Origin of the sequence: Streptomyces sp. NPDC049970 (assembly GCF_040660235.1) — a bacterium.
Lineage (GTDB): Bacteria > Actinomycetota > Actinomycetes > Streptomycetales > Streptomycetaceae > Streptomyces.
Genome location: NZ_JBFALP010000002.1, coordinates 669977 through 691253 on the forward strand (window position 1 = coordinate 669977; position 21277 = coordinate 691253).

Sequence of the window (21277 nt, forward strand, 5' to 3'; positions counted from 1 at the left end):
CCGCTCGGGGTGAGGGCCTCCGCCGTGTGCGCCGCCGCCCGCGTCAGGAGGCGGCCCGCTCGGCACGGTCCCTGTCCGTGGCCCGGCGTGCCTCCTGCTCCAGACGTGCGCGCAGCCAGCGCTGCGAGGGGCGCTCCACCAGCCGGTGCAGCAGCCAGGCCGCCAGCAGGATGGCGCCAGTGGTGACCAGTAGCGTGGGCCAGGCACCGAGGGGCCCGTACAGGTTCCGGATCAGGGCCCAGCCGAGCTCTTCGTGAAGCAGGTACAGGGGATAGACGAGGGCGCCCAGGGTGGCGAATCCGGTCCAGCGGATCCGGTCGAGCCTGTGGAGCGCGACGGCGAGGACGAGCAGGTAGAAGACGGTGACCAGGGCCAGCGCGACGTAGGGCTGGCGGTCCATTCCTCGATCGTGGCGCAGTCCGTCGGCGTGCTCGACCAGATCGCTCTGCATGACCAGCCAGCTCGCGGCGAGCAGACCCCACAGCTTGAGGTCGGGGCCGAAGCGGTACATCAGGTACATCGCGATGCCGCCGACGAAGAGGGCGGTGTTGAGCGGCTGGGCGAAGATTCCGAGGACGGGGACCTGGTTGTCCTTCTGCTGGATCAGCACGCTCGCCAACAGCCAGAGCCAGCAGAACACACTGACACGTCGGTAGTCGAGCCCCTTCCAGACCACCAGCAGGAAGATCAGGTAGAAGGTGAGCTCGGCCCACAGCGTCCAGTACGCGCCCACCAGGTGCTGTGCGGACAGCGGGACCTGGAGCATGGTCAGGTTCGTCAGCGAGTCGCTGATGCTGGGGCCCGTGCGAGAGCCGTCAGGCAGCGTGCGCCAGACCACGAAGGCAGCGGCCGCGGAGAACCAGTACGCGGGAAACAACCGCAGGAACCTCGCGCGGACGAACTGTCCCGGGGTCCGGTCCCAGGCGGACAGGCAGATCACGAAGCCGCTGATGAGGAAGAAGAGCTGGACGCCGTAGGAGCCGTAGGAGGTCACCGGGAAGAGCCAGGGGAACAGCTCCTTGGGATTCACGCCCCAGTTCGCCTTCGTAGCGGCGTCAACCCCGGTGAAGTGAAAGGCGAGTACGGCGAGTGCCGCGACGACCCGCAGCGCGTCCAGGGCGTGCAGCCGCGGCGCGGGAGCCCTGGAGGGGGGCTCCTGCGCGGCCGGAGCGGCTGTTGCCTGCCGGCTCGGCGCCTGGACCTCGGTCTGGGGCATGTCGGCCTCGTCAGATTCGTACCGGGCACCTCAAGAGGGCGCCGTGCCCGGACATCCTAAGGAGCCTGCGGGGACGCAGGGACCAGGGCCCGGGACGACAGGCCGTCGCCGCTCACTCCACGGGTGTCCGCTGGGTCCGCTGGGCCGGGACCCCGACGGATTCCGCGACCGGCAGCAGCTGGTCGTAGAGCGGGCCGACGGTGCCCCAGTCCCAGCTGGAGATCGCCACTTCCGAGGCCTCGTGCCCGGCCTTGAGCCAGGACTCCTCGGTGTCGTTCACCGCGAGGATCCGTTCCGCGGCCTCCTGGGGCGTGGACACCACCCAGTCGCGGGGAAACAGCGAGTGGGCGCCGTGCGGCTTGTCCGCGAAGAACGGCCAGTCCCGGACCACCGGGACGGCGCCGCTCGCGGCCCCCTCCACCAGGCCGAGATGCCAGCTCTCCCGGATGGAGGTGCTGAGTATCAGCCCCACCTCGGTCAGCTCGGCGGGTACGTCGTCCGTGTGCCCGCTCATGTGCACGGCCCCGGCCGCGACCAGTGGGGCCAACTCCTCGGCGTACGCCGCGTGATAGCGGGCGAGGGCAGGACCTGCGTCCGGGTTCATCGGGCCGCCGATCAGGCGCAGCCGGTAACGGTCGTCCTTCCGTCGCAGGACGCGCAGCACCTCCAGGGCCCAACGGGGATCCTTGGCGACCTGGCCGACGCCGACGAGGCCGAGGGTGAAGCGTGCTTCGGGCTTCTTCGGAAGGGCGAAGCGGGTGAGGTCGACCGCGTTGTCGATGACATGCGTGGCCGGTGCGTCCGGCTCCCGCAGCCGGGGGAGCGTGGCGACGGCCAGATCCCGCAGGTGTTCGCTGACGAACACCAGGTCGTCGACGCGGGAGAAGTCCACCAGATGCGGCCAGTAGCTGAACGCCTCGAAGCTGTGCAGGCGTACGACCACCCTGGCCGTGCCGGGGTCGACGAGGGTCAGGAAGGCGGCGGCGGCCGTGCACCAGTCCACGAACACGACGTCCGCCCACTCCAGATGCGGACGCAGAGCCTCTTCCGTCCGGTCGGCGTAACCTCCCGACCGGACCCCGAGGCCGCAGGCGATCATCCGGCCCATGCCCTTGGCCAGCGGGGCCGTGACCGGGTCGGCCGCGGTGTTCAGAACGCGGACCTCGGTATCGGGGCGCTGCCGGTAACGGTCCATGACCGTCGGCAGGAAGTTGTCGTTGCCGCTGTGCACGAAGAGGAGCCGCAGCGGCCGGTTCTCCGGGGGCACCGCCGCCGGAGCCGAGCGCCCGCGCGGTGCCCGCAGGGCGCGCAGCGTCCGGCTGCGGCGCATCGGAGCCGTGAAGCGGGCCGGATCGGTGGCGAGGGGCGAGGTTGTCCCGTCGAGGTGCGCGACGCGGTGGAAGGCGAGTATCAGGGCCTTGGCAGCCGACGCCGCGGCAGCCTTGCGCCGGCCCGCCTTGTGGTGCTCGTCGGCGCACACCAGTTCAGCCGCGTAGGCCTGGGTCAGATGGCGGGGCGCATATCCCAGGCCCAGCCTCGCCTCGGCGGCCTCGGTCAGCACGTCGGCCCGGGTCCTGGAGTCCTGGATGCGATGACTCGCCACGCCTAGCACCCGCTCCGCGAGGACCGGGTTCTTGACGTGCGCCATCCGGTTGGTGGCCCAGCGTGCGATTCCGACCAGGCGGGTGTCGGAGAGGCGAGGTGTCTGCACAGCGAAGCTCCACGTTCGAGTCAGGAACCTGGACCGTACGGGCTCGGCACGGGTAACGGAAGAGTCGCTGCCCACCGACTCGGTGGGCTTGTGCCCTCCTCCGAGCGTGTTCGCCCCCAGGGTACGGGCACCGGGGCGGAACGTGCTGTGAGCCGTCGCTCAGACCGCCCTGGCGGTGCGTTCCACGAGCACACCGTCCGCCTCGTCGTGCAGGCTGCCCGTCTGCGGGCACTCCCAGACACCCGGCTCGTCGGTCCGCTCGACAAGCTTGACGCCGCTGCGGCCCACCCAGCCGATCCTGCGGGCGGGCACGCCGACGACCAGTCCGAAGTCCGGGACGTCCTTGGTCACCACCGCGCCGGCGGCGACCATGGCCCAGCGTCCGATGCGTACGGGGGCGACACAGACGGACCGCGCGCCGAGCGAGGCGCCCTCGGCGACCGTCACGCCCACGGCCTCCCAGTCCCCGCCGCGCTTCTGCTTGCCCTCGGGGTCGACGGAGCGAGGGTTGTGGTCGTTGGTGAGAACCACGGCGGGGCCGACGAAGACACCGTCCCCGAGCTCGGCCGGCTCGTAGACCAGGGCGTAGTTCTGGATCTTGACGTTGTCGCCGATCTGCACGCCGGTGCCGACGTACGCGCCACGGCCGATCACGCAGCCCGCGCCGAGCCTGGCGCCCTCGCGGATCTGGGCGAGCTCCCAGACGCTGCTGCCGTCCCCGATCTCGGCACTCTCGGAGACCTGGGCGGTGGGCTGGACCCTGTAGTTCACGTGCTGAGCCTTCCTGGCGGGCGGACTTGCCAGGAGAGCATACGAGTCCGGCGGCGCACGGCTCCCGTGGGTGGCCCGTGCCGCACGGCCGCGAGCGCCGTTCGCACCCTGCCGCGACGGGTACCCGTACCCCGAGCATGCCGTCCGGGCGCGGACCGTGGCCCAGGACCCGGTTTGACCCCCCGCACCCCCGCCCCGTAATCTTGACCCTCGGCGTGTTTCTGTGCGCCTACCCCCTGAGCACATCCCTCCCGGTGATCCGTCCCCGGGGGAGGCCGCTCATCCTTCCGGACTGTCGTGGGCTCCGGCCTGCGCGGGCGGCTGGCATCAGGGGATCCGTTCCGAGTGAGAGAGAGATCCGCGTGTACGCCATCGTGCGCAGCGGTGGTCGCCAGCACAAGGTTGCTGTCGGCGACATCGTTGAGGTTGACAAGATTTCCACCGCCAAGGTTGGCGACACGGTCGAGCTCTCGACCCTGCTCGTTGTCGACGGCGACGCCGTGACAAGCGACCCTTGGGTGCTGGACGGCATCAAGGTCCAGGCCGAGATCGTGGACCACCACAAGGGCGCGAAGATCGACATCCTTCGCTACAAGAACAAGACGGGTTACCGCCGTCGCCAGGGTCACCGCCAGCAGTACACGGCGATCAAGGTCACCGGTATCCCCGCGGCTGCGAAGTAAGGGACTGAGGAGACATGGCACACAAGAAGGGCGCATCGTCCACTCGGAACGGGCGCGATTCCAATGCTCAGCGGCTCGGCGTGAAGCGCTTCGGCGGTCAGGCCGTCAACGCCGGTGAGATCCTGGTCCGCCAGCGCGGCACCCACTTCCACCCGGGCACGGGCGTCGGCCGTGGCGGCGACGACACGCTGTTCGCGCTGACCGCCGGTGCGGTGGAGTTCGGTACCCACCGTGGCCGCAAGGTCGTGAACATCGTTCCCGTCGCTGCCTGAATCAGGCAACGGCGAGACGGCACAGCACCTTCCGAGGGCGGATCTCAGCTTTCCCGGTAACCGGGGAAGCGGGTCCGCCCTCGGCGCGTTACGACTAGAGACATTCCGTATTTTTCCGCTGTACCTGGAGGCACCAACCATGACCACCTTCGTGGACCGCGTCGAGCTGCATGCCGCCGCGGGTAACGGAGGCCACGGCGTGGCCTCCGTGCACCGTGAGAAGTTCAAGCCGCTGGGCGGTCCCGACGGGGGCAACGGCGGACGCGGCGGCGATGTGATCCTCGTCGTCGAGCAGTCCGTCACCACCCTGCTCGACTACCACCACCACCCTCACCGCAAGGCCACGAACGGCCAGCCCGGCGCCGGTGACAACCGCTCGGGCAAGGACGGCCAGGACCTGGTCCTGCCCGTCCCGGACGGCACCGTCGTCCTCGACAAGAACGGCGAAGTCCTCGCCGACCTGGTCGGTCAGGGCACCACCTTCGTCGCCGGCCAGGGTGGCCGCGGCGGTCTCGGCAACGCGGCGCTGGCCTCGGCCCGCCGCAAGGCGCCCGGCTTCGCGCTCCTCGGTGAGCCGGGGGAGAGCCGGGACATCGTCCTGGAGCTGAAGACCGTCGCCGACGTCGCACTCGTCGGCTACCCGAGCGCCGGCAAGTCCTCGCTGATCTCGGTGCTCTCCGCGGCGAAGCCGAAGATCGCGGACTACCCGTTCACCACCCTCGTCCCCAACCTGGGGGTCGTCACCGCCGGCTCCACCGTCTACACCATCGCCGATGTCCCGGGCCTGATCCCCGGCGCCAGCCAGGGCAAGGGACTCGGCCTCGAGTTCCTGCGCCACGTCGAGCGCTGCTCCGTCCTGGTGCACGTCCTGGACACCGCGACGCTGGAGTCGGACCGCGACCCGGTCTCCGACCTCGACATGATCGAGGAGGAGCTCCGTCTGTACGGCGGCCTCGAGAACCGCCCGCGCATCGTCGCCCTCAACAAGGTCGACATCCCGGACGGCCAGGACCTCGCCGACATCATCCGCCCCGACCTGGAGGCGCGCGGCTACCGCGTCTTCGAGGTCTCGGCCATCGCGCACAAGGGCCTCAACGACCTCAGCTACGCCCTCGCCGGGATCATCGCCGAGGCGCGGGCCACGAAGCCGAAGGAGGAGTCGACCCGGATCGTCATCCGGCCCAAGGCCGTGGACGACGCGGGCTTCACGGTCACCCTGGACGAGGACGGCATCTACCGCGTGCGCGGCGAGAAGCCCGAGCGCTGGATCCGGCAGACCGACTTCAACAACGACGAGGCCGTGGGCTACCTCGCCGACCGGCTGAACCGCCTCGGCGTCGAGGACGGGCTCCGCAAGGCGGGCGCCCAGGCCGGCGACGGCGTGGCCATCGGTGCCGAGGACAACGCCGTCGTCTTCGACTGGGAGCCGAGCATGGCAGCCGGTGCCGAGATGCTGGGCCGTCGCGGTGAGGACCACCGCCTGGAGGCTCCGCGCCCCGCCGCGCAGCGCCGCAGGGACCGTGAGACAGACCTGGACGACGCACAGCGCGAGTACGACGAGTTCGACCCCTTCTAGGGCGAAGCGGCCAGGTCCCGAACGGCCGTCCCCGCACCGGCGGGGGCGGCCGGATTCACAGAGAACTGCCAGGTAGCGGGCGGTATGGCGGCCGATGATGTGCGGATTGCGTAACTCGTCTGTGGAGTCCGTCACTCCGGCTCCGGGCCCGGCAGGGCGCAATCTGCCTGGCCAGGCGGTGAACTGCGGGTTTCCCACAGGCGAGCGGTGGTAAACGTCCGCCTTGCGAGACGGTCACGGAGAGTGCGACGATCCTGCTGTTCCCCCCTGTCGTCGCAAGGTAGGTCGTCTGTGTCTGTGCCGCCTGAAGCCAAGCCCCGGACCACAGCTGTCGTGCTCGCCGGTGGCACCGGTCAGCGCGTGGGTCTGGCGATCCCCAAGCAACTGCTGAAGATCGCCGGTAAGGCAGTCATCGAGCACACGCTGACCATCTTCGAGAACGCCGAGGACATCGACGATGTCATCGTGCTGATGGCGCCCGGTTTCGTGCCCGACGTCGAGAAGATCGTCGCCAAGGCCGGGCTGACCAAGGTCATCAGGGTCATCGAGGGTGGCAGCACCCGGAACGAGACCACCGAGCGAGCCATCGAGGCCCTCGGCGAAGGGCTCGCGGAGGGCGAGGACCGCAACGTCCTCTTCCATGACGCGGTCCGTCCGCTCCTGTCACAGCGGGTCATCAAGGACTGTGTCGAGGCCCTCGGCCGCTACCAGGCGGTCGACGTCGCCATCCCGTCCGCGGACACGATCATCGTCACCCGCACCCACGGCGACGACGGCGAGTTCATCACCGAGGTCCCGGACCGCTCCCGGCTGCGCCGCGGCCAGACCCCGCAGGCGTTCAAGCTCTCCACGATCCGCAAGGCCTACGCCGTCGCGGCCGGAGACCCGAACTTCCAGGCCACGGACGACTGTTCGGTCGTACTCCGCTACCTCCCCGACGTGCCGATCTACGTGGTCGCGGGCGACGAGTACAACATGAAGGTGACGCAGCCGGTCGACGTCTTCATCACCGACAAGCTCTTCCAGCTCGCCTCGACCGCCGCCCCGCGCCCCGCCGACGAGGCCGCCTACCGCGAACTGCTCTCGGACAAGACCCTGGTGGTCTTCGGCGGCTCGTACGGCATCGGTGCCGACATCGGGACGCTGGCCGAGCGGTACGGCGCCAAGGTGTACGCGCTGGGCCGCTCCACCACCGGCACGCACGTGGAGAACCCGGAGCACATCGACGACGCGCTCTCCAAGGCGTACGCGGAGACTGGCCGGATCGACTACGTCATCAACACCGCGGGCGTGCTGCGCATCGGCAAGCTGGCCGAGACGGACACCGCGACGATCCAGGAAGCGCTGAACGTCAACTACCTGGCCCCCGTGCAGATCGCCCGCGCCTCGTACAAGTACCTGGCGGAGACCAAGGGGCAGTTGCTGCTCTACACCTCCAGCAGCTACACCCGGGGACGCGCCGAGTACAGCCTCTACTCCTCCACCAAGGCCGCGATGGTGAACCTCACGCAGGCGCTGGCCGACGAGTGGGCGGGCGAGGGCGTCAGGGTGAACTGTGTGAACCCGGAGCGCACGGCGACCCCCATGCGCACCAAGGCGTTCGGCCAGGAGCCGGAGGGCTCGCTGCTCTCCTCCGAGGCCGTGGCGCGCACCTCGCTCGACGTGCTCCTGTCCGCGATGACGGGCCACGTCATCGACGTACGGCAGCAGGATCCGACGCGTGACGTGTCCGAAGCCTCGGGATTCGAGCAGGCGTTGGCCTCGGTTCTGGACCGTCAAGAAGATGTGTAATAATTCTTGACAAATGCACTTTTTACGGGCCTTTGTGTGCGCCATTCGGCGTGCGCAAAGGCCCGACTGCGTGAAGCCGCACCTTCACATTTCCCTCTATACGTGAAACAACCGGCACCCCCTGGAGCAGGTTCTTCGTGATTTCGACAGCCATTCGCCTGGCCCGTGTGGGCAGCCGGTCAGAACTGGCAGCGGCAATACTGATGACGCTGGGATATCCCTGCGTCATGATCGCCGCGCTTCTCCCCGACATCTGGTTCTTCGCGGCGGCCACGGCTGTCACGTACCTCGCGGACTTCTTCCTCCACCAGCGCGGCAGCTACCTGATCAACAGGCTGGGCAAGGTGCGGGCGGGGCTCTCCATCCGCTTCCTGCTCCGCCAGCTGATGATCATCCTGCTGCTGGCCCGGTTGGACCTCGCGGAGGAACCGCTCTTCTTCGCCGCGGTCGCCTGCTTCCTGGTCTTCTACGGCCTGCAGGCCCCGCACGGCGCGCTGACGACACTGATCCGGCTGCGCCGCACCCTGCCGATCGTCACCCGGAACGTGGACCTGCACGCCGTCCGCATCCCCGACGCGCCGCCGCGCGCACTGCTGCACCGCTCCAGCGAGAAGATGCTCCACCTCGACCTGCCCGCGGTGATCGGCGTCCTGATCGCAGCCGGCACCGGCGAGGACGTCATCGGGTACGTCGGCGCCGGAGTCACGCTGGTGCTGGCCGCCCTCTACAACGCCCTGCTGATCCCCTACCTGCGCCGGAACAGGCGGGCACCCTCCGCACCCGCGGTGCTGAAGGCCCTGGACACCTGGCTGGGCGAGTACCAGCCGACGGTCGTGCTCTACTTCTCCGGCTCCAACGAGTCCGCCTACCAGGGCAACATGTGGCTCGACACCATGGCCGCCGTCGAGGGGCGCCCGCTGATCGTCATGCGCGAGCGGAACCTCGTCGCGCAGCTCGCGGACACCTCCGTACCCGTGGTCTGCGTGCCCGCGGGCACGCACCTGATGAACCTCGACCTCTCCACCGTCCGGGTCTGCCTGTATCCGGCCAACGTCGGCAAGAACATCCACATGCTCCGCGTCCCGACCATGAAGCACGTCTTCATCGGCCACGGCGACAGCGACAAGCTGGCCAGCGTCAACCCGTTCTCCAAGGTGTACGACGAGGTGTGGACGGCCGGCCGCGCGGGCCGGGACCGCTACGCCCTGGCCGACGTCGGAATCCGTGACGAGGACATCGTCGAGGTCGGACGCCCGCAGCTGGCGCCCATCGAGAGCTGGACCGGCGCCACGAAGAACCCCGTCCCGACGGTGCTGTACGCCCCCACCTGGGAGGGCTGGGACGACAACCCGGGCAACACCTCGCTGCTGCTCGCCGGTGAGAACATCGTCCGCGGACTGCTCAGGGCCGAGAACCCGGTCCGGGTCATCTACAAGCCGCACCCCTTCACCGGCATCCGCAGCGCGAAGGCCAAGGCCGTCAACGCCCGGATCCAGGCGCTGCTCACCAAGGCCGCGCAGGAACGTGCCGCCGACCCGCGCTGGGTCAAGGAGGCCTCGGCCGCCGTGGCCGGACAGCGCGCGGCCAAGGCGGAGCTGGCCCGTGTCGAGGCCAGGCTGGCCGAGCTCGCGAAGCCCGGCCGCGGTGGCGGCGACGAGTCGGAGGAGTCGCGTGTCGCGCTCGCCGACCCGGCCCGCCAGGCGGAGACCGCCACCCTGCGGGCCGAGTGGAACGACGCCTACTGGCGTTCCTTCGGCTGGTGGGAGCACAAGACCGTGACCGGTGCTCAGCCCAAGCTGTACGACTGCTTCAACCAGTCCGACGCGATGGTTTCGGACATCTCCAGTGTCGTCTCCGACTTCATCGCGAGCGGCAAGCCGTACGCGGTCACCGACTCGGCCGAGCTCGGCGCTGACGAGTTCAGGCGGCAGAACACCGCCGTGCGGGCCGCCGTCATCCTCTCCAACGGTGCCGAGGAGATCGGCGGGCTGCTGGACGCCGTCGCCGCCCCGGCCGCCGACCCGCTGGCTGCGGCCCGTCACGAGCTGAAGAGCTACCTGCTGGGGCCGGACGAGCCGACCTCGATGGAGCAGTTCAACGCCGCGGTGCACGCGCTCGCGGCCAAGGCCGAGGCGCGCAACCTGGGCGTCGCGCAGCGTGTGGGGGAGCAGCAGGCCGCGCCGCTGCCCGATCCCGAGGCCGCGTCCAGCGGTGTCGGCGACGGTGCGGCGGAGCTCGTCGCCGAGGCGGAGGCGGCGGTGGACCCCGACGTACCGGCCACCTCGGAGGCCGACGCCGAGATCGGTGCGGGGCCCTCCACGATCCACTGACGGCCGCCAGCCGCACCTGAACGGCGGCGAACGCCGGATGTAATCCCGCTGTCACGTAGTTGTTCGAAAGTCGTCCGGTTGGCGACGCAACCTCTCCGACGGTCCGTCCGTCTCCTCCTCAGGGAGGGGAACGTACGGGCCGTTCGGCGTGTCCGTGCACAGAACGCGGTGGACCTCTGCGTTCTATCGTTTCTCCTGACAAATGCAGAAATGTGCGAACCGGGGAGAAATGAGCAGTAACGCAGTAGACGTCGACGTGCCGGATGTGACCGTCGTCATCGGTGCCTACGAGGCGATGCCGTACCTGATCCGCTGCCTGGACTCGGTCGCGGCGCAGACCCTCCCGGCCGGCCGCATCGAGATCGTCGCCGTCGACGACGGCTCCACGGACGGTACGGGGGAGTACCTGGAGGAGTTCGCGGCCCGGACCTCCATCGACATGCGTGTCGTCCGCCAGGAGAACTCCGGCGGTCCCAGCGGCCCCCGCAACGTCGGTCTCGGGCTCGCCCGCGGCCGGTACGTCTTCTTCCTCGACGCGGACGACTACTTCGGCGAGGAGGCCCTCGAACGGATGGTCGCGATGGGCGACCGGGCCGGTACGGACGTGGTGCTGGGCAAGGTCGTCGGAGTCAACCGCGGTGCCGCGAAGTCGATGTGGAAGAAGACGGCCGAGCGGGCCGATCTCTACTCCTCCAACATCAAGTTCACCCTGAGCGCCCAGAAGCTGTTCCGGCGCGACCTGCTCGTGCGGCTCGGGATGCGCTTCGACGAGGAGCTCAGGACGGGTGAGGACGCGCTCTTCACCATGGAGGCGTACCTGAGGGGCGCGGGCGTCTCCGTAGTGGCCGACTACACCTGCTACTACCTGGTGGGCCGGGACGACGGCAAGCACGTGACGAAGAGCGGCAGCTACCGGCTGCGCTTCGACTCTGCCCGGGCGCTCATGGCCCTGATCGCCACGCACGTCCCGCCCGGCCCGAAGCGGGACGCCCTCATGGTCCGGCCGTTCGTCATCACCCTCCTCCCGCAGTTCGGTCCCGTGCTGCTGCGCCAGTCCGACGAGGTGCGGCAGGAGAAGATGGAACTGGCCGCCCCTCTGGTCAAGGCCTACTGGTCGGCGGGGCTGGGCCGCCGCCTCAAGGTCCACGAGCGGCTGCGCCTCATCTGCCTGTCGATGGGCAGGCTCGACCTGCTGCTGGACATCCTGCGGTTCATGAAGGACGAGAAGAAGCCCAGGAGGGTCCGCAAGGGGCTCCGGGGCCGGCTGTACCTCGTCTACCCCCACTTCGGCGAGAGCCTGCCGTACTCCGCGTACGAGCTCACCGTGACCGAATGGATCGGCGGCAAGCGGGTCGAGGTGCCGGGGCGCCAGTCCACTGCCGCCTTCGCTCGCCGCCTGGTCGGCAAGGCGCGCAGGACCGCCCGGGCCACCCTGCACGTGCCGCGGCGGGCCCACAAGGTCTGAGGCGGTGCGCGCCGCGGCAGCGGACTGTCACTCCCTACTGCTCGGGGCGCAGCAGCCGTCGGACCGGACGTCCCACCACGCGCCGGGCGCGGCGGTAGGCGGAGGGCCATGCCGCCGAGCCCTCACCGGCCTGCACCTTGAAGGCGACATGACCGGCCTTCGCCTCGAGCTGGCCGCGCAGCAGCGCGTTCTGCGAGGCCAGCTCGTCCATCCGGCTCTGCATCCAGCTGAAGCGGCTGCTCATGGAGTCGGGATCGGTGTCGGTCCACGGGCGCACGGCCGGCGGGAGGGCGAGCTTGGAGAGCTGCGCGTCGAAGGCCGCGCCGCCGTCACCGTGGTGGAAGGTGTTCTCCAGCCCGTTCTTCTCCATGAAGCCGGTGAAGCGCAGGAACCGTTCCTTGTGGCCGTTCACGAGTTCGCCGAAGTCGGCCGCCTCGTACAGCTCCGCGGGGTCGATGTTCCTGGGCGTCTCGGAGATCTTGCGGTGCGGTATGCCGAAGTACCGGCAGAGCTCCAGCGTCCGGGAGTCGCTGCAGAGCACGGTGCTCGGGACACCGGCCAGCAGCGCCGCGATGTTGCCGTGGATGCGCGAGCCGAACGAGAAGTCGAACGCGCGTAGCTCGTCGATCCAGGTGGCCGGGTCCACATAGAGCCGGACCTTGCCCTCGCGGTACATCGGGTGGGACGGATGGGTCGGCATCGAGGTCTGGGCGCCGATCGGGTTCCCCGTCTCGCGCCAGTGCAGCAGCTGTGCCTCGAGGAGGTTCTGCCCGACGAACCGCAGGTGCGGATAGCGCTCGTGGGCCTGCCGGATGATGGCGTCGAGACCGTGCGAACGCACGGCGCTGTGCGAGCCGTTCACCGAGATGCGGGATTCCGCGGTCAGCGACTCCGACTTCTTCTCGAGCTGGAACGTGTCGCCGTTCATGAACATGGAGGGGCAGCCGATGACCTCCACGTCACGGAAGCCCATGCTCTTCAGGTACTGCTCGGTGAACTCTCCCCGCACCCCGATGGACGCGCTGCGGTTGAGCACCTCGGTGACGAATTCCCTGACGGTCGGCTCCATCGCCTTCAACCGGGACGCGTCGTACTTCAGATCGGCCTGCGCGCCGACACCCAGCACGACCACGGGGATGCGCAGCTTCTTGATCAGCTGCGTCATCCGCTTCAGAGGCCGCTCGAAGGTCGGACGAAAGGCGTTGGCCAGGGGTACGACGAACACGTCGAACTCCTCGTTGATGCGACCTGCCGCCGACGGATCCGTACGGATGCCGTTGGAGAAGACCTCCGCCCGCGGCGTTGTAAGGATCTTGTGCGACGCGTCGCTGAAGATCAGGTTGCCCGCGTTGGTGGCGAAGACGTCTCTGTCGAGGGACTGTTCGAGCGAGGCCACGTCGAAGGGGCTTTTGCCTGATCGGAGAAGAATGCGCCGTTGGCGGGTGGGTTCATCAGTCACGTAAAAGAGGGTAGCCCGATGAACGGTCCGTGGAGATTACGTAAATGACTCTATTCGTGGGCATGTCGGAACGAGAAGGCGAGTCCCCGGACCGAAGTGGATCCCTGCTGTGACAGCAGTTGAGACGACTCGGTGCAGGTCCCGCCCCTCGCGTAGATTGAGGGGAACCGCGCAGGACGACGTGATGGGGACGGGCGTACGTGTCAGGGGCAAGGGAATCCGAAGGCGCACTCCGTTCACCCTCCGGTGAGGACACGGGGCCGAGGCCGGACGTGACGGGGGCCCGCAGGATCGTCGTCAAGGTCGGATCGTCCTCGCTCACCACGGCCGCGGGCGGTCTCGACGCCGACCGGGTCGACGCGCTGGTCGACGCGCTCGCCAAGGTCAGGAGCGGCGGGGAGCGTGAGGTCGTCCTCGTCTCCAGCGGCGCCATCGCGGCCGGGCTGGCCCCACTCGGACTCGTCCGCAGGCCCAAGGACCTGGCGCGCCAGCAGGCCGCCGCAAGTGTGGGTCAGGGGCTGCTCGTCGCCCGCTACACCGCGTCCTTCGCCCGCTACGGCGTCCGGGTCGGGCAGGTACTGCTCACCTCCGACGACACGAGCCGGCGGGCCCACTACCGCAACGCCTACAGCACGCTCGACCAACTCCTGGAGATGGGCGCACTCCCCGTAGTCAACGAGAACGACACGGTGGCCACCGACGAGATCAGGTTCGGTGACAACGACCGGCTCGCCGCGCTCGTCGCCCATCTCGTCCACGCCGACCTCCTCGTCCTCCTCTCCGACGTCGACGGCCTCTACGACGGGGACCCGAGCACGCCGGGCACCTCCCGTGTCGCGGAGGTGAGCGGGCCGGCAGACCTGGACGGCATCGTCATCGGCAGCGCGGGCAGGTCCGGCGTCGGCACCGGAGGGATGGTCACCAAGGTCGAGGCCGCGCGGATCGCGACTGCCGCCGGAATCCCGGTGGTACTCACGTCCGCCAGTCGGGTGGCCGACGCCCTCGCGGGGCGGGACACCGGCACGTACTTCCACCGCACGGGGCGCCGTTCGGCCGACCGGCTGCTCTGGCTGGCCCACGCCTCGACCCCCCAGGGAGCCCTCATCCTCGACGAAGGCGCGGTGCGCGCCGTCGTCGAACGCCGCACGTCCCTGCTGCCCGCCGGGATCAGCGGGGTCGAGGGAGAGTTCTCCGCGGGTGACCCGGTCGAGCTCCGCGACCCCGCCGGCCGTGCGGTCGCCCGTGGCCTCGTCAACTTCGACGCGAAGGAGATCCCCCAGTTGCTCGGCAGGTCCACCCGCGACCTCGCGCGAGAGCTGGGCCCCGCCTACGAGCGGGAGGTCGTACACAGGGACGATCTCGTCGTCCTGATGCCCCACCCGGGCACCTGAATCGGCTGAAAGTCCAGCCTTCGGGCGGAGACCTTCACGAAAACCGCCCCATACCCCGCTCCGGGCTGGTCAACTTTGTCACGGGGACACAAAGGGGTAAGTGCAGCTACGCATTCACAGGAGGCCGCCGGTGAGACGACCGCGCCCGGGGGCGTTCCCCCGCGGGACGGGCAGCCGCGCTCTGACCAGCGTCGGAGCGGGAGCCGACTTCGCCGACGCGCCCGCCGACCGGACCACCGAGCAGGAACCGGTGGTGACGGACGGCGGACGGAACGTCTCCAGGCTGTGGCACATCACCCTCAGCGTCTCCGGCCGCGAGACGCCGCTGAGCGAGGTCAGACGCGGACTGGAACAGCTTGCGCACGACCACCCCTTTCTGCTGACCAGCAGGTATGCCAACGACCACGCCGAGGTCCGTTACTGGGAGGAGGCCCGGGACCTCCACGACGCCGCGGCGGTGGCGCTGCGGCTGTGGGGCGAGCACCGTTCCAGTGCCGGGCTCCCACCCTGGGAGATCGTCGGCCTGGAGGTCATCGACCGGCAGACGTACCACCTGCGGGTCGCCGAGGGGTACGGTCCGCCACCGGCGGCTCCGGTCGGGGTGCACCCGTACTGACCGGGCATACCGGACCGGGTGCACGGGCACCGGGACGCCCGTCTCGCATCACGGGATACGTGACGGACGCCCTCGGTGTGCGCACTACCCTGCGGGCATGACCACGCTTTCGCCGTACGACAACATGTCCCCGGTCGCCCAGGCCGCCTACCGGGCACGCGCCGCCGCCGACGACATCGCGCCACTCCCGCGCGCGGCGAAGGACGACGCGCTGCTGGCGATCGCGGACGCGCTCGAGGTACGCACCAGCGAGATCGTCGAGGCCAACGCCGAAGACGTCGCCCGGGCCCGGGAGGCCGGGACGAGCGAGTCCGTCGTCGACCGGCTCACGCTCACCCCGGAGCGGATCCGCGCGATCGCCGCGGACGCCCGCGACGTGGCCGCACTGCCCGATCCGGTCGGCGAAGTGGTCCGGGGCTCCACCCTTCCCAACGGCATCGACCTGCGTCAGGTCCGGGTGCCGCTCGGGGTGGTCGGCATCATCTACGAGGCCCGGCCCAACGTGACGGTCGACGCGGCCGCGCTCTGTCTGAAGTCGGGCAACGCGGTGCTCCTGCGCGGCTCGTCCTCGGCGTACGCCTCGAACAGCGCGCTCGTACGGGTGCTCCGTGACGCGGTGGGCGGGTCCGGCCTCCCGGCGGACGCGGTGCAGCTGGTGCCGGGGGAGAACCGCGACTCCGTGCGCGAACTGATGCGGGCCCGCGGGCTGGTCGACGTGCTGATCCCGCGCGGCGGCGCCTCCCTGATCCGCACGGTCGTGGAGGAGTCGACCGTGCCCGTCATCGAGACCGGCACCGGCAACTGCCACGTGTACGTCGACGCGCAGACCGACCTCGCCATGGCCGTCGAGATCCTGGTCAACTCCAAGGCGCAGCGCCCGAGCGTGTGCAACGCCGCCGAGACCCTCCTGGTCCACAAGGACATCGCAGAGGAGTTCCTGCCCTTGGCCCTGGACGCGCTGGGCGCGGCCGGCGTGACGGTGCACGGCGACGAGCGGGTGCTGGCGTACGCCGAGGGATCGAAGGCCACCGTGGTGCCGGCGACCCCGGAGGACTGGGAGACCGAGTACCTCTCCTACGACATCGCGGCAGCCGTCGTGGAATCACTGGAGGGGGCCGTGGCGCACATCCGGCTCTGGTCCTCCGGCCATACCGAGGCGATCGTCACCACCTCGCAGGCGGCGGCCCGCCGGTTCACCCAATTGGTGGATTCCACGACGGTCACCGTGAACGCGTCCACGCGGTTCACGGACGGGGGTCAGTTCGGGTTCGGGGCCGAGATCGGCATCTCCACGCAGAAGCTGCACGCCCGTGGCCCCATGGGGCTGCCGGAGCTCACGTCGACGAAGTACATCGTCACCGGCGACGGCCACATCAGGTAGCCGCACTCCATACGGCGGGGCGGGTGATTTTGTGGGCTCTCTGCCCAAAACGCCCCGCCGCGGCTACGCTGAATCCGTGCCGGACGACGTGGGGGGCAGGCCGTTTCCGGACGGCCGCGAGCCAGACGACGACCGCGGGGGCGCGGACGAGGACTTCGCCTCCGTGGTGTTCGACGAGGACTTCGTGCGATCCGCCGAGATCCATGAGCCCACCGCGGTGGAGCGCCTCCTCGCAGCCGCGCAGGCCCGCGCCGAGGCGGAGGCGAGCAGGGCGCGTTCGGGCGGCGGCGCCATGGACGACGATCTCTACGACGACGGCTACGGGCCGGACGGCGCGTACGGCCGCGAGAGGGCCTTCGGCGGATTCGGTGATCCGGATGACCCGGACGGCGCCCACGAAGACCCAGGTGGCCCCTACGGGCCCCACGGCGGCGCCCTGCGCCCCTACCGCGGTACGGCGCGGTGGCACAGGCCGGTCGCTTGGCTGCTCGCCCTGCTGATGGGCATCGGGATGGTGGCGCTGGCCTTCAGCGCCGTCTACCGCGGTGCGGCGAACAACCGGCAGGACCAGGTGCCGCCCCCGGCGACGAGCGGCGTGGACAAACCGGGGTCGGGGCCTGGCCCCTCTGCCTCTGCCTCGCCCTCGACGTCTGCCTTGCCCTCGACCGCCGCCGACCGCTCCCGCGCGGCTGTCTCCGCCGTCCCGCCCACCCCCTGAACTCCGAGCGCGGCGGGACCGGTCTGCGGGTGCCGCGCCACCAGGTGCGGCCCGCTCGGCGCGGCCGGGATGCGGCCGACCGGGATGATGCCTGTGCGCGCCGCCGGCATGTCGGGTGCCTGGGAACAGCCTGTGTGTGGCGTGCGTGGGGCTGCCGTGTGGAGCGCGGTGCGGTGGCCGGTGTGCCGGGATACGTGGGACGGCCCAACGCCGCTCACCGCGGCCGGGCGCGGGTCACACCCCGGCCGGGCACGGGGTAGCCGGGCGTCTGCCTGCGCGCGGCCGGACCGTGAGCCCGGTGGCGTAACAGCGGGGCTTCCGACTGCGCTCCCACCTGCGGGGCGTTTACCTTGATGAGGATCGACCCAATCTGAAGGTATGACCCTGTGACCCCTCCTCCCGTCCCCGTCTCCGGGGAGAGGGCCATGCGTCGAACCCGTGACGGACAGGTCCGCCCGCAGCCGCCCGGCTGAGGCGGGTCCCCACCGCTCGCCGCCGGTGGCGCGGAGATCGGGAGAAGCCATGAGAGGCCGTGGAGAACCGCCGGAAGGGCCGCCCGAGAACCCTTCGGGCGGGGACGACGAGTACCGCTCCCTCGTCTTCGACGAATCGTTTGTGCGCGCAGCCCGGCTGCAGGAGCTCTCTGCCCGGGAGCGCATGGGCGAACCGGCTCGCGCCGTACGCTCCCGCCCCGGCCGGGTCACCCGACGGCACCGCTCCAGGGCCGGCATCACTCTCGTCGTGCTGATCGCCCTGGCCTTCGCCACCGCCGTCTACATGGGCTTCCGCAACCCCTACCCGACCCCCGTGGCACGGCGGGCGGAACCACTGCAGACGACCGTCGTCCCGCTCGCCCCCCAGGGTCCGGTACCCGGCGGGACCACCGAGACGCTCCTCGACGACGGCCCGGCCGCGGGATTCCGGACGGGTGCCTCGGGGATCAACCTCCCGGGTGTACGGCGGACGAAGAACTTCTCGGAGAGCCAGGTGACCATCGCCCTGACCACGGTCAAGGACTACCTGGTGGGATCCTCGCTCGACCCCGACGTGCTCACCGGCGGAGTCGTCCGGCCGGTCGGGCGACTCCTCGACCCGGACCAGACGGCCCAGTTCGACCGGAGCGTGGACTCACCGTCCGACGACGGCGAGCACATGGCGACCGGCTGGCTGGTGCGCTTCGACCCCGCCGAGGTGGCACTGGCGGACCCCGAGATCCGCGTCCAGGGCACCTTCGCCTACGCGGAGGCGGGGGCGGACACCCTGGAGGTGGTGTCCGACCACACCTTCACGTACATGCTGCGTCCCGCCGTGTCCGGCCCCCACCGGGCCGACGAAGCCTCGATGTTCACCGTGCGCCGCGTGCTGCGCTTCCTTCTCGACCGGGAGGACATCAGGCTCCACCGGCTCGAGGTCCGCAGCGCCTACGTCCAGGCCGGCCCGCAGTCCTGCTCCGCCGACATGGCAGGGACCTTCCGCCCGCTCCTCGCGGGCGAGCGGGCGGACACCCGGGGGCCGGCCGGGACCGATCCCTACGCCACGGGAGTGCCCAAAGCGGCACTCTGCGGCGCTCTGGTGGTCAGCTCCCGGTCCCCGGACCCTCTTCGGGGTCCGGACGCCGCCAGGTCCCCTCCGAGCCGTCCGTAGTGTCCGAGGCGGTGCCCCCGCTCTTCCCGGCGGCACCGGCGCCGCCCGTGCCCCCACCGGCCGTTCCGGTGAATCTGTCCCGGAGCTTGCCGCCGAGATCGCCGGCGCCACCCGCGATGTCACCGACGAGCTTCATCAGTGGATCCTTGCTGGTGCGCACCGTGTCCGCGTAGTGGGCGGCGGACTCCCGGAAGGAGTCCGTCACCGAGGCGTCCTTGTCCTCGTCGCGCCGGGGGTAGTGGCCGTCCATGACGCGCTGGTAATCCCGCGTCTCCGACCACTTCTTGAGCTCTGCCGCCCGCACCGTGGTGAACGGGTGCGTCCGGGGCAGCACGTTGAGGATCTTGAGCACGGAGTCGCGCAGGTCGCCGCCCTTCTCGTACTCGTCGGCCTGGGCGAGGAAGGCGTCCACGTTCATCTCGTGGAGGTGGTTGCCGCCCGCGATCTTCATCAGGCCGCGCATCGACGCACGCAGGTCCTGGCCCACCAGCAACCCGGCCCGGTCGGCGGACAGCTCCGACTTGCGGAACCACTCGCGCAGCGCCGTCACGATCGCCATGATCGCTACGTTGCCCAGGGGGATCCACGCCACCTTGAGCGCGAGATTGGTGAGGAAGAGCAATATCGTGCGGTAGACCGCGTGACCCGACAGGGCGTGGCCCACCTCGTGGCCCACGACCGCGCGCATCTCCTCCTCGTCGAGAAGCTCCACCAGCCCGGTCGTCACCACGATGATCGGCTCGTCTAGACCGATGCACATGGCGTTGGGCTGCGGATCCTGGCTGACGTACATCGGCGGGACCTTCTTCAGGTCCAGGATGTAACAGGCGTCCCGCAGCATGTCGTTGAGGTGCGCGAACTGGGCGTCGCTCACCCGGACGGAGTCCGACAGGAAGAGCAGCCGCAGGCTGCGCTCGGGCAGCAGGGCGCTGAGTGCCTTGAAGACCGTGTCGAAGCCACTCAGCCTGCGCAGGGCCACCAGGGCCGAGCGGTCCGCCGGGTGCTCGTAGGCCCGGGACGAGATGCCCGGGAATCGCTTGCGCTGCCTGCTCGGCACGTCATCGTGGCCGGTGTCGGTCATGGATGCCCCCTGTTTCGTACGAGACGTCTCTCGTCCCCCTGACAAAAGCCAGCGTATGTGCTGGCGCTACGGTGTGCGGGGGGCTGTGGATAACTTTGAGGAGCGCCCGGAATGCCGCACACCGCCGTACTGCTCGCCGCCGTGTCCGAGGACCAGGGGCCGGGCAACACGCTCCGTGTCGTGCTCCTGGTCTCGCTCGTCGGAGCAGCCCTGCTCGCCTGGTTCCTGCTGCGCGGATACCGCAACGACGACAACAACGACTGAGTCGGCGTGAGCGTGCCCGCGGCGCCCGCATACGATGTGCGCGACGTCTCCCTCCAGATTCCCGATGGATAGGTCCCGCAGAAGATGAGCCTCTCGAGCACCGCGCACCAGCTGGTCACCCTCGCCGCCGAAGGCGAGCAGGGTGGGAACCACGAAAGCCTCAGCCCGTACCTCACCGGTGGCGGCGCGTTCGTCGTGCTGCTCCTCCTGCTGTGGATCACCACCCGCTTCAACCGAGACCGCTGAGGCAGAGGCGAACAGCTGTGCCAGTAGGGTCTGCACGCATGGGAGAGCAGGAAGTGCCTACCGGCCGCGGCAAGCGCCGACTCGGCGTGATGGGCGGGACTTTCGACCCGATTCATCACGGACACCTGGTGGCGGCCAGTGAAGTGGCCGCCCATTTCCATCTCGACGAGGTCGTCTTCGTCCCGACCGGACAGCCGTGGCAGAAGAGCCACAAGCAGGTCTCCCCGGCCGAGGACCGATACCTCATGACGGTCATCGCCACCGCGTCCAACCCGCAGTTCTCGGTGAGCCGCAGCGACATCGACCGTGGCGGTCCGACGTACACGATCGATACGCTGAGGGACCTGCGCAGGGTCCACGGCGACGCGGACCTCTTCTTCATCACCGGCGCCGACGCACTGTCCCAGATCCTCACCTGGCGGGACGCCGAGGAGCTCTTCTCGCTCTCCCACTTCATCGGTGTGACCCGGCCGGGTCACGTGCTGACCGACGACGGACTTCCCGAGGGCGGCGTCTCGCTGGTGGAGGTGCCCGCACTGGCGATCTCGTCCACGGACTGCCGCGCCAGGGTCGCGCAGGGCGAGCCGGTCTGGTATCTCGTGCCGGACGGCGTCGTCCGCTACATCGACAAGCGCCAGCTGTACCGCGGCGAATGAGCCACG

At 69.8% G+C, this 21277-nt stretch carries 19 protein-coding genes; 14 read left to right on the forward strand and 5 right to left on the reverse strand.

Features of this window, described 5'->3' with window-relative positions; all coding sequences use genetic code 11:
• Nucleotides 1–43: 43 nt before the first annotated feature.
• The 3 genes from AB0I83_RS05760 to AB0I83_RS05770 all read right to left on the reverse strand — a co-directional run bounded on the left by AB0I83_RS05760 (nt 44) and on the right by AB0I83_RS05770 (nt 3698).
• On the reverse strand, nt 44–1216 hold the full coding sequence (locus AB0I83_RS05760) for an acyltransferase (RefSeq protein ID WP_356534758.1): 1173 nt from the start codon (nt 1214–1216) through the stop codon (nt 44–46).
• Between the two features lie 112 nt (nt 1217–1328).
• Nucleotides 1329–2927, reverse strand: a complete 1599-nt coding sequence (locus AB0I83_RS05765) for a hypothetical protein (protein ID WP_363303740.1) — start codon at nt 2925–2927, stop codon at nt 1329–1331.
• A 159-nt stretch (nt 2928–3086) separates the two neighbouring features.
• Nucleotides 3087–3698 (reverse strand): acyltransferase, encoded by a 612-nt coding sequence (locus AB0I83_RS05770; protein WP_356534761.1) that lies wholly within the window; start codon nt 3696–3698, stop codon nt 3087–3089.
• A 362-nt stretch (nt 3699–4060) separates the two neighbouring features.
• On the opposite strand from AB0I83_RS05770, the gene rplU reads away from it, so the two are divergent.
• The 6 genes from rplU (at nt 4061) to AB0I83_RS05800 (ending at nt 11815) form a co-directional block, all read left to right on the forward strand.
• Complete coding sequence (gene rplU, locus AB0I83_RS05775; RefSeq protein WP_015577124.1) at nt 4061–4381, forward strand: 50S ribosomal protein L21; 321 nt, start codon at nt 4061–4063, stop codon at nt 4379–4381.
• A 14-nt stretch (nt 4382–4395) separates the two neighbouring features.
• Nucleotides 4396–4653 (forward strand): 50S ribosomal protein L27, encoded by a 258-nt coding sequence (rpmA, locus tag AB0I83_RS05780; RefSeq protein ID WP_014045902.1) that lies wholly within the window; start codon nt 4396–4398, stop codon nt 4651–4653.
• 139 nt (nt 4654–4792) lie between these two features.
• Entirely contained in the window at nt 4793–6229 is a 1437-nt protein-coding gene (obgE, locus tag AB0I83_RS05785; protein ID WP_363303741.1) for a GTPase ObgE, read from the forward strand.
• Nucleotides 6230–6520: 291 nt separating this feature from the next.
• A complete protein-coding gene (locus AB0I83_RS05790) occupies nt 6521–8020 on the forward strand; it encodes a bifunctional cytidylyltransferase/SDR family oxidoreductase (RefSeq protein WP_363303742.1) in 1500 nt (499 codons plus the stop codon).
• A gap of 227 nt (nt 8021–8247) precedes the next feature.
• Nucleotides 8248–10350 carry a hypothetical protein gene (locus AB0I83_RS05795; RefSeq protein ID WP_356534767.1) on the forward strand — a complete coding sequence of 701 codons (2103 nt, stop codon included), beginning with the start codon at nt 8248–8250 and terminating at the stop codon, nt 10348–10350.
• Nucleotides 10351–10579: 229 nt separating this feature from the next.
• A complete protein-coding gene (locus tag AB0I83_RS05800) occupies nt 10580–11815 on the forward strand; it encodes a glycosyltransferase family A protein (RefSeq protein ID WP_363303743.1) in 1236 nt (411 codons plus the stop codon).
• 34 nt (nt 11816–11849) lie between these two features.
• Here the strand turns inward: AB0I83_RS05800 and AB0I83_RS05805 are convergent, their stop codons facing one another.
• Nucleotides 11850–13274, reverse strand: coding sequence for a polysaccharide pyruvyl transferase family protein (locus AB0I83_RS05805; protein ID WP_356842127.1), 1425 nt, complete (start codon nt 13272–13274; stop codon nt 11850–11852).
• Between the two features lie 272 nt (nt 13275–13546).
• Between AB0I83_RS05805 and proB the strand changes: the two genes are divergently transcribed.
• The 5 genes from proB to AB0I83_RS05830 all read left to right on the forward strand — a co-directional run bounded on the left by proB (nt 13547) and on the right by AB0I83_RS05830 (nt 19024).
• On the forward strand, nt 13547–14665 hold the full coding sequence (proB, locus tag AB0I83_RS05810) for a glutamate 5-kinase (protein WP_356534772.1): 1119 nt from the start codon (nt 13547–13549) through the stop codon (nt 14663–14665).
• 130 nt (nt 14666–14795) lie between these two features.
• Nucleotides 14796–15281: a hypothetical protein gene (locus AB0I83_RS05815; protein ID WP_363303744.1), complete on the forward strand. Its 486-nt coding sequence runs from the start codon at nt 14796–14798 to the stop codon at nt 15279–15281.
• Nucleotides 15282–15378: 97 nt separating this feature from the next.
• A complete protein-coding gene (locus AB0I83_RS05820) occupies nt 15379–16662 on the forward strand; it encodes a glutamate-5-semialdehyde dehydrogenase (protein WP_363303745.1) in 1284 nt (427 codons plus the stop codon).
• 76 nt (nt 16663–16738) lie between these two features.
• On the forward strand, nt 16739–17380 hold the full coding sequence (locus AB0I83_RS05825) for a hypothetical protein (protein ID WP_363303746.1): 642 nt from the start codon (nt 16739–16741) through the stop codon (nt 17378–17380).
• Between the two features lie 522 nt (nt 17381–17902).
• The gene (locus AB0I83_RS05830; RefSeq protein ID WP_363303747.1) at nt 17903–19024 is read left to right on the forward strand and encodes a hypothetical protein; all 1122 of its coding nucleotides are present in this window, start codon (nt 17903–17905) and stop codon (nt 19022–19024) included.
• Here AB0I83_RS05830 and AB0I83_RS05835 read toward each other — a convergent pair.
• Nucleotides 18957–20105, reverse strand: a complete 1149-nt coding sequence (locus AB0I83_RS05835; RefSeq protein ID WP_356534781.1) for a M48 family metallopeptidase — start codon at nt 20103–20105, stop codon at nt 18957–18959. The genes AB0I83_RS05830 and AB0I83_RS05835 overlap by 68 nt on opposite strands.
• A gap of 111 nt (nt 20106–20216) precedes the next feature.
• Here AB0I83_RS05835 and AB0I83_RS05840 point away from each other — a divergent pair, with 111 nt between their 5' ends.
• The 3 genes from AB0I83_RS05840 (at nt 20217) to nadD (ending at nt 21271) form a co-directional block, all read left to right on the forward strand.
• Nucleotides 20217–20369: a hypothetical protein gene (locus AB0I83_RS05840; protein ID WP_356534783.1), complete on the forward strand. Its 153-nt coding sequence runs from the start codon at nt 20217–20219 to the stop codon at nt 20367–20369.
• 84 nt (nt 20370–20453) lie between these two features.
• On the forward strand, nt 20454–20615 hold the full coding sequence (locus tag AB0I83_RS05845; RefSeq protein WP_329228767.1) for a hypothetical protein: 162 nt from the start codon (nt 20454–20456) through the stop codon (nt 20613–20615).
• A gap of 38 nt (nt 20616–20653) precedes the next feature.
• On the forward strand, nt 20654–21271 hold the full coding sequence (gene nadD / locus AB0I83_RS05850) for a nicotinate-nucleotide adenylyltransferase (RefSeq protein WP_356842118.1): 618 nt from the start codon (nt 20654–20656) through the stop codon (nt 21269–21271).
• Nucleotides 21272–21277: the final 6 nt, after the last annotated feature.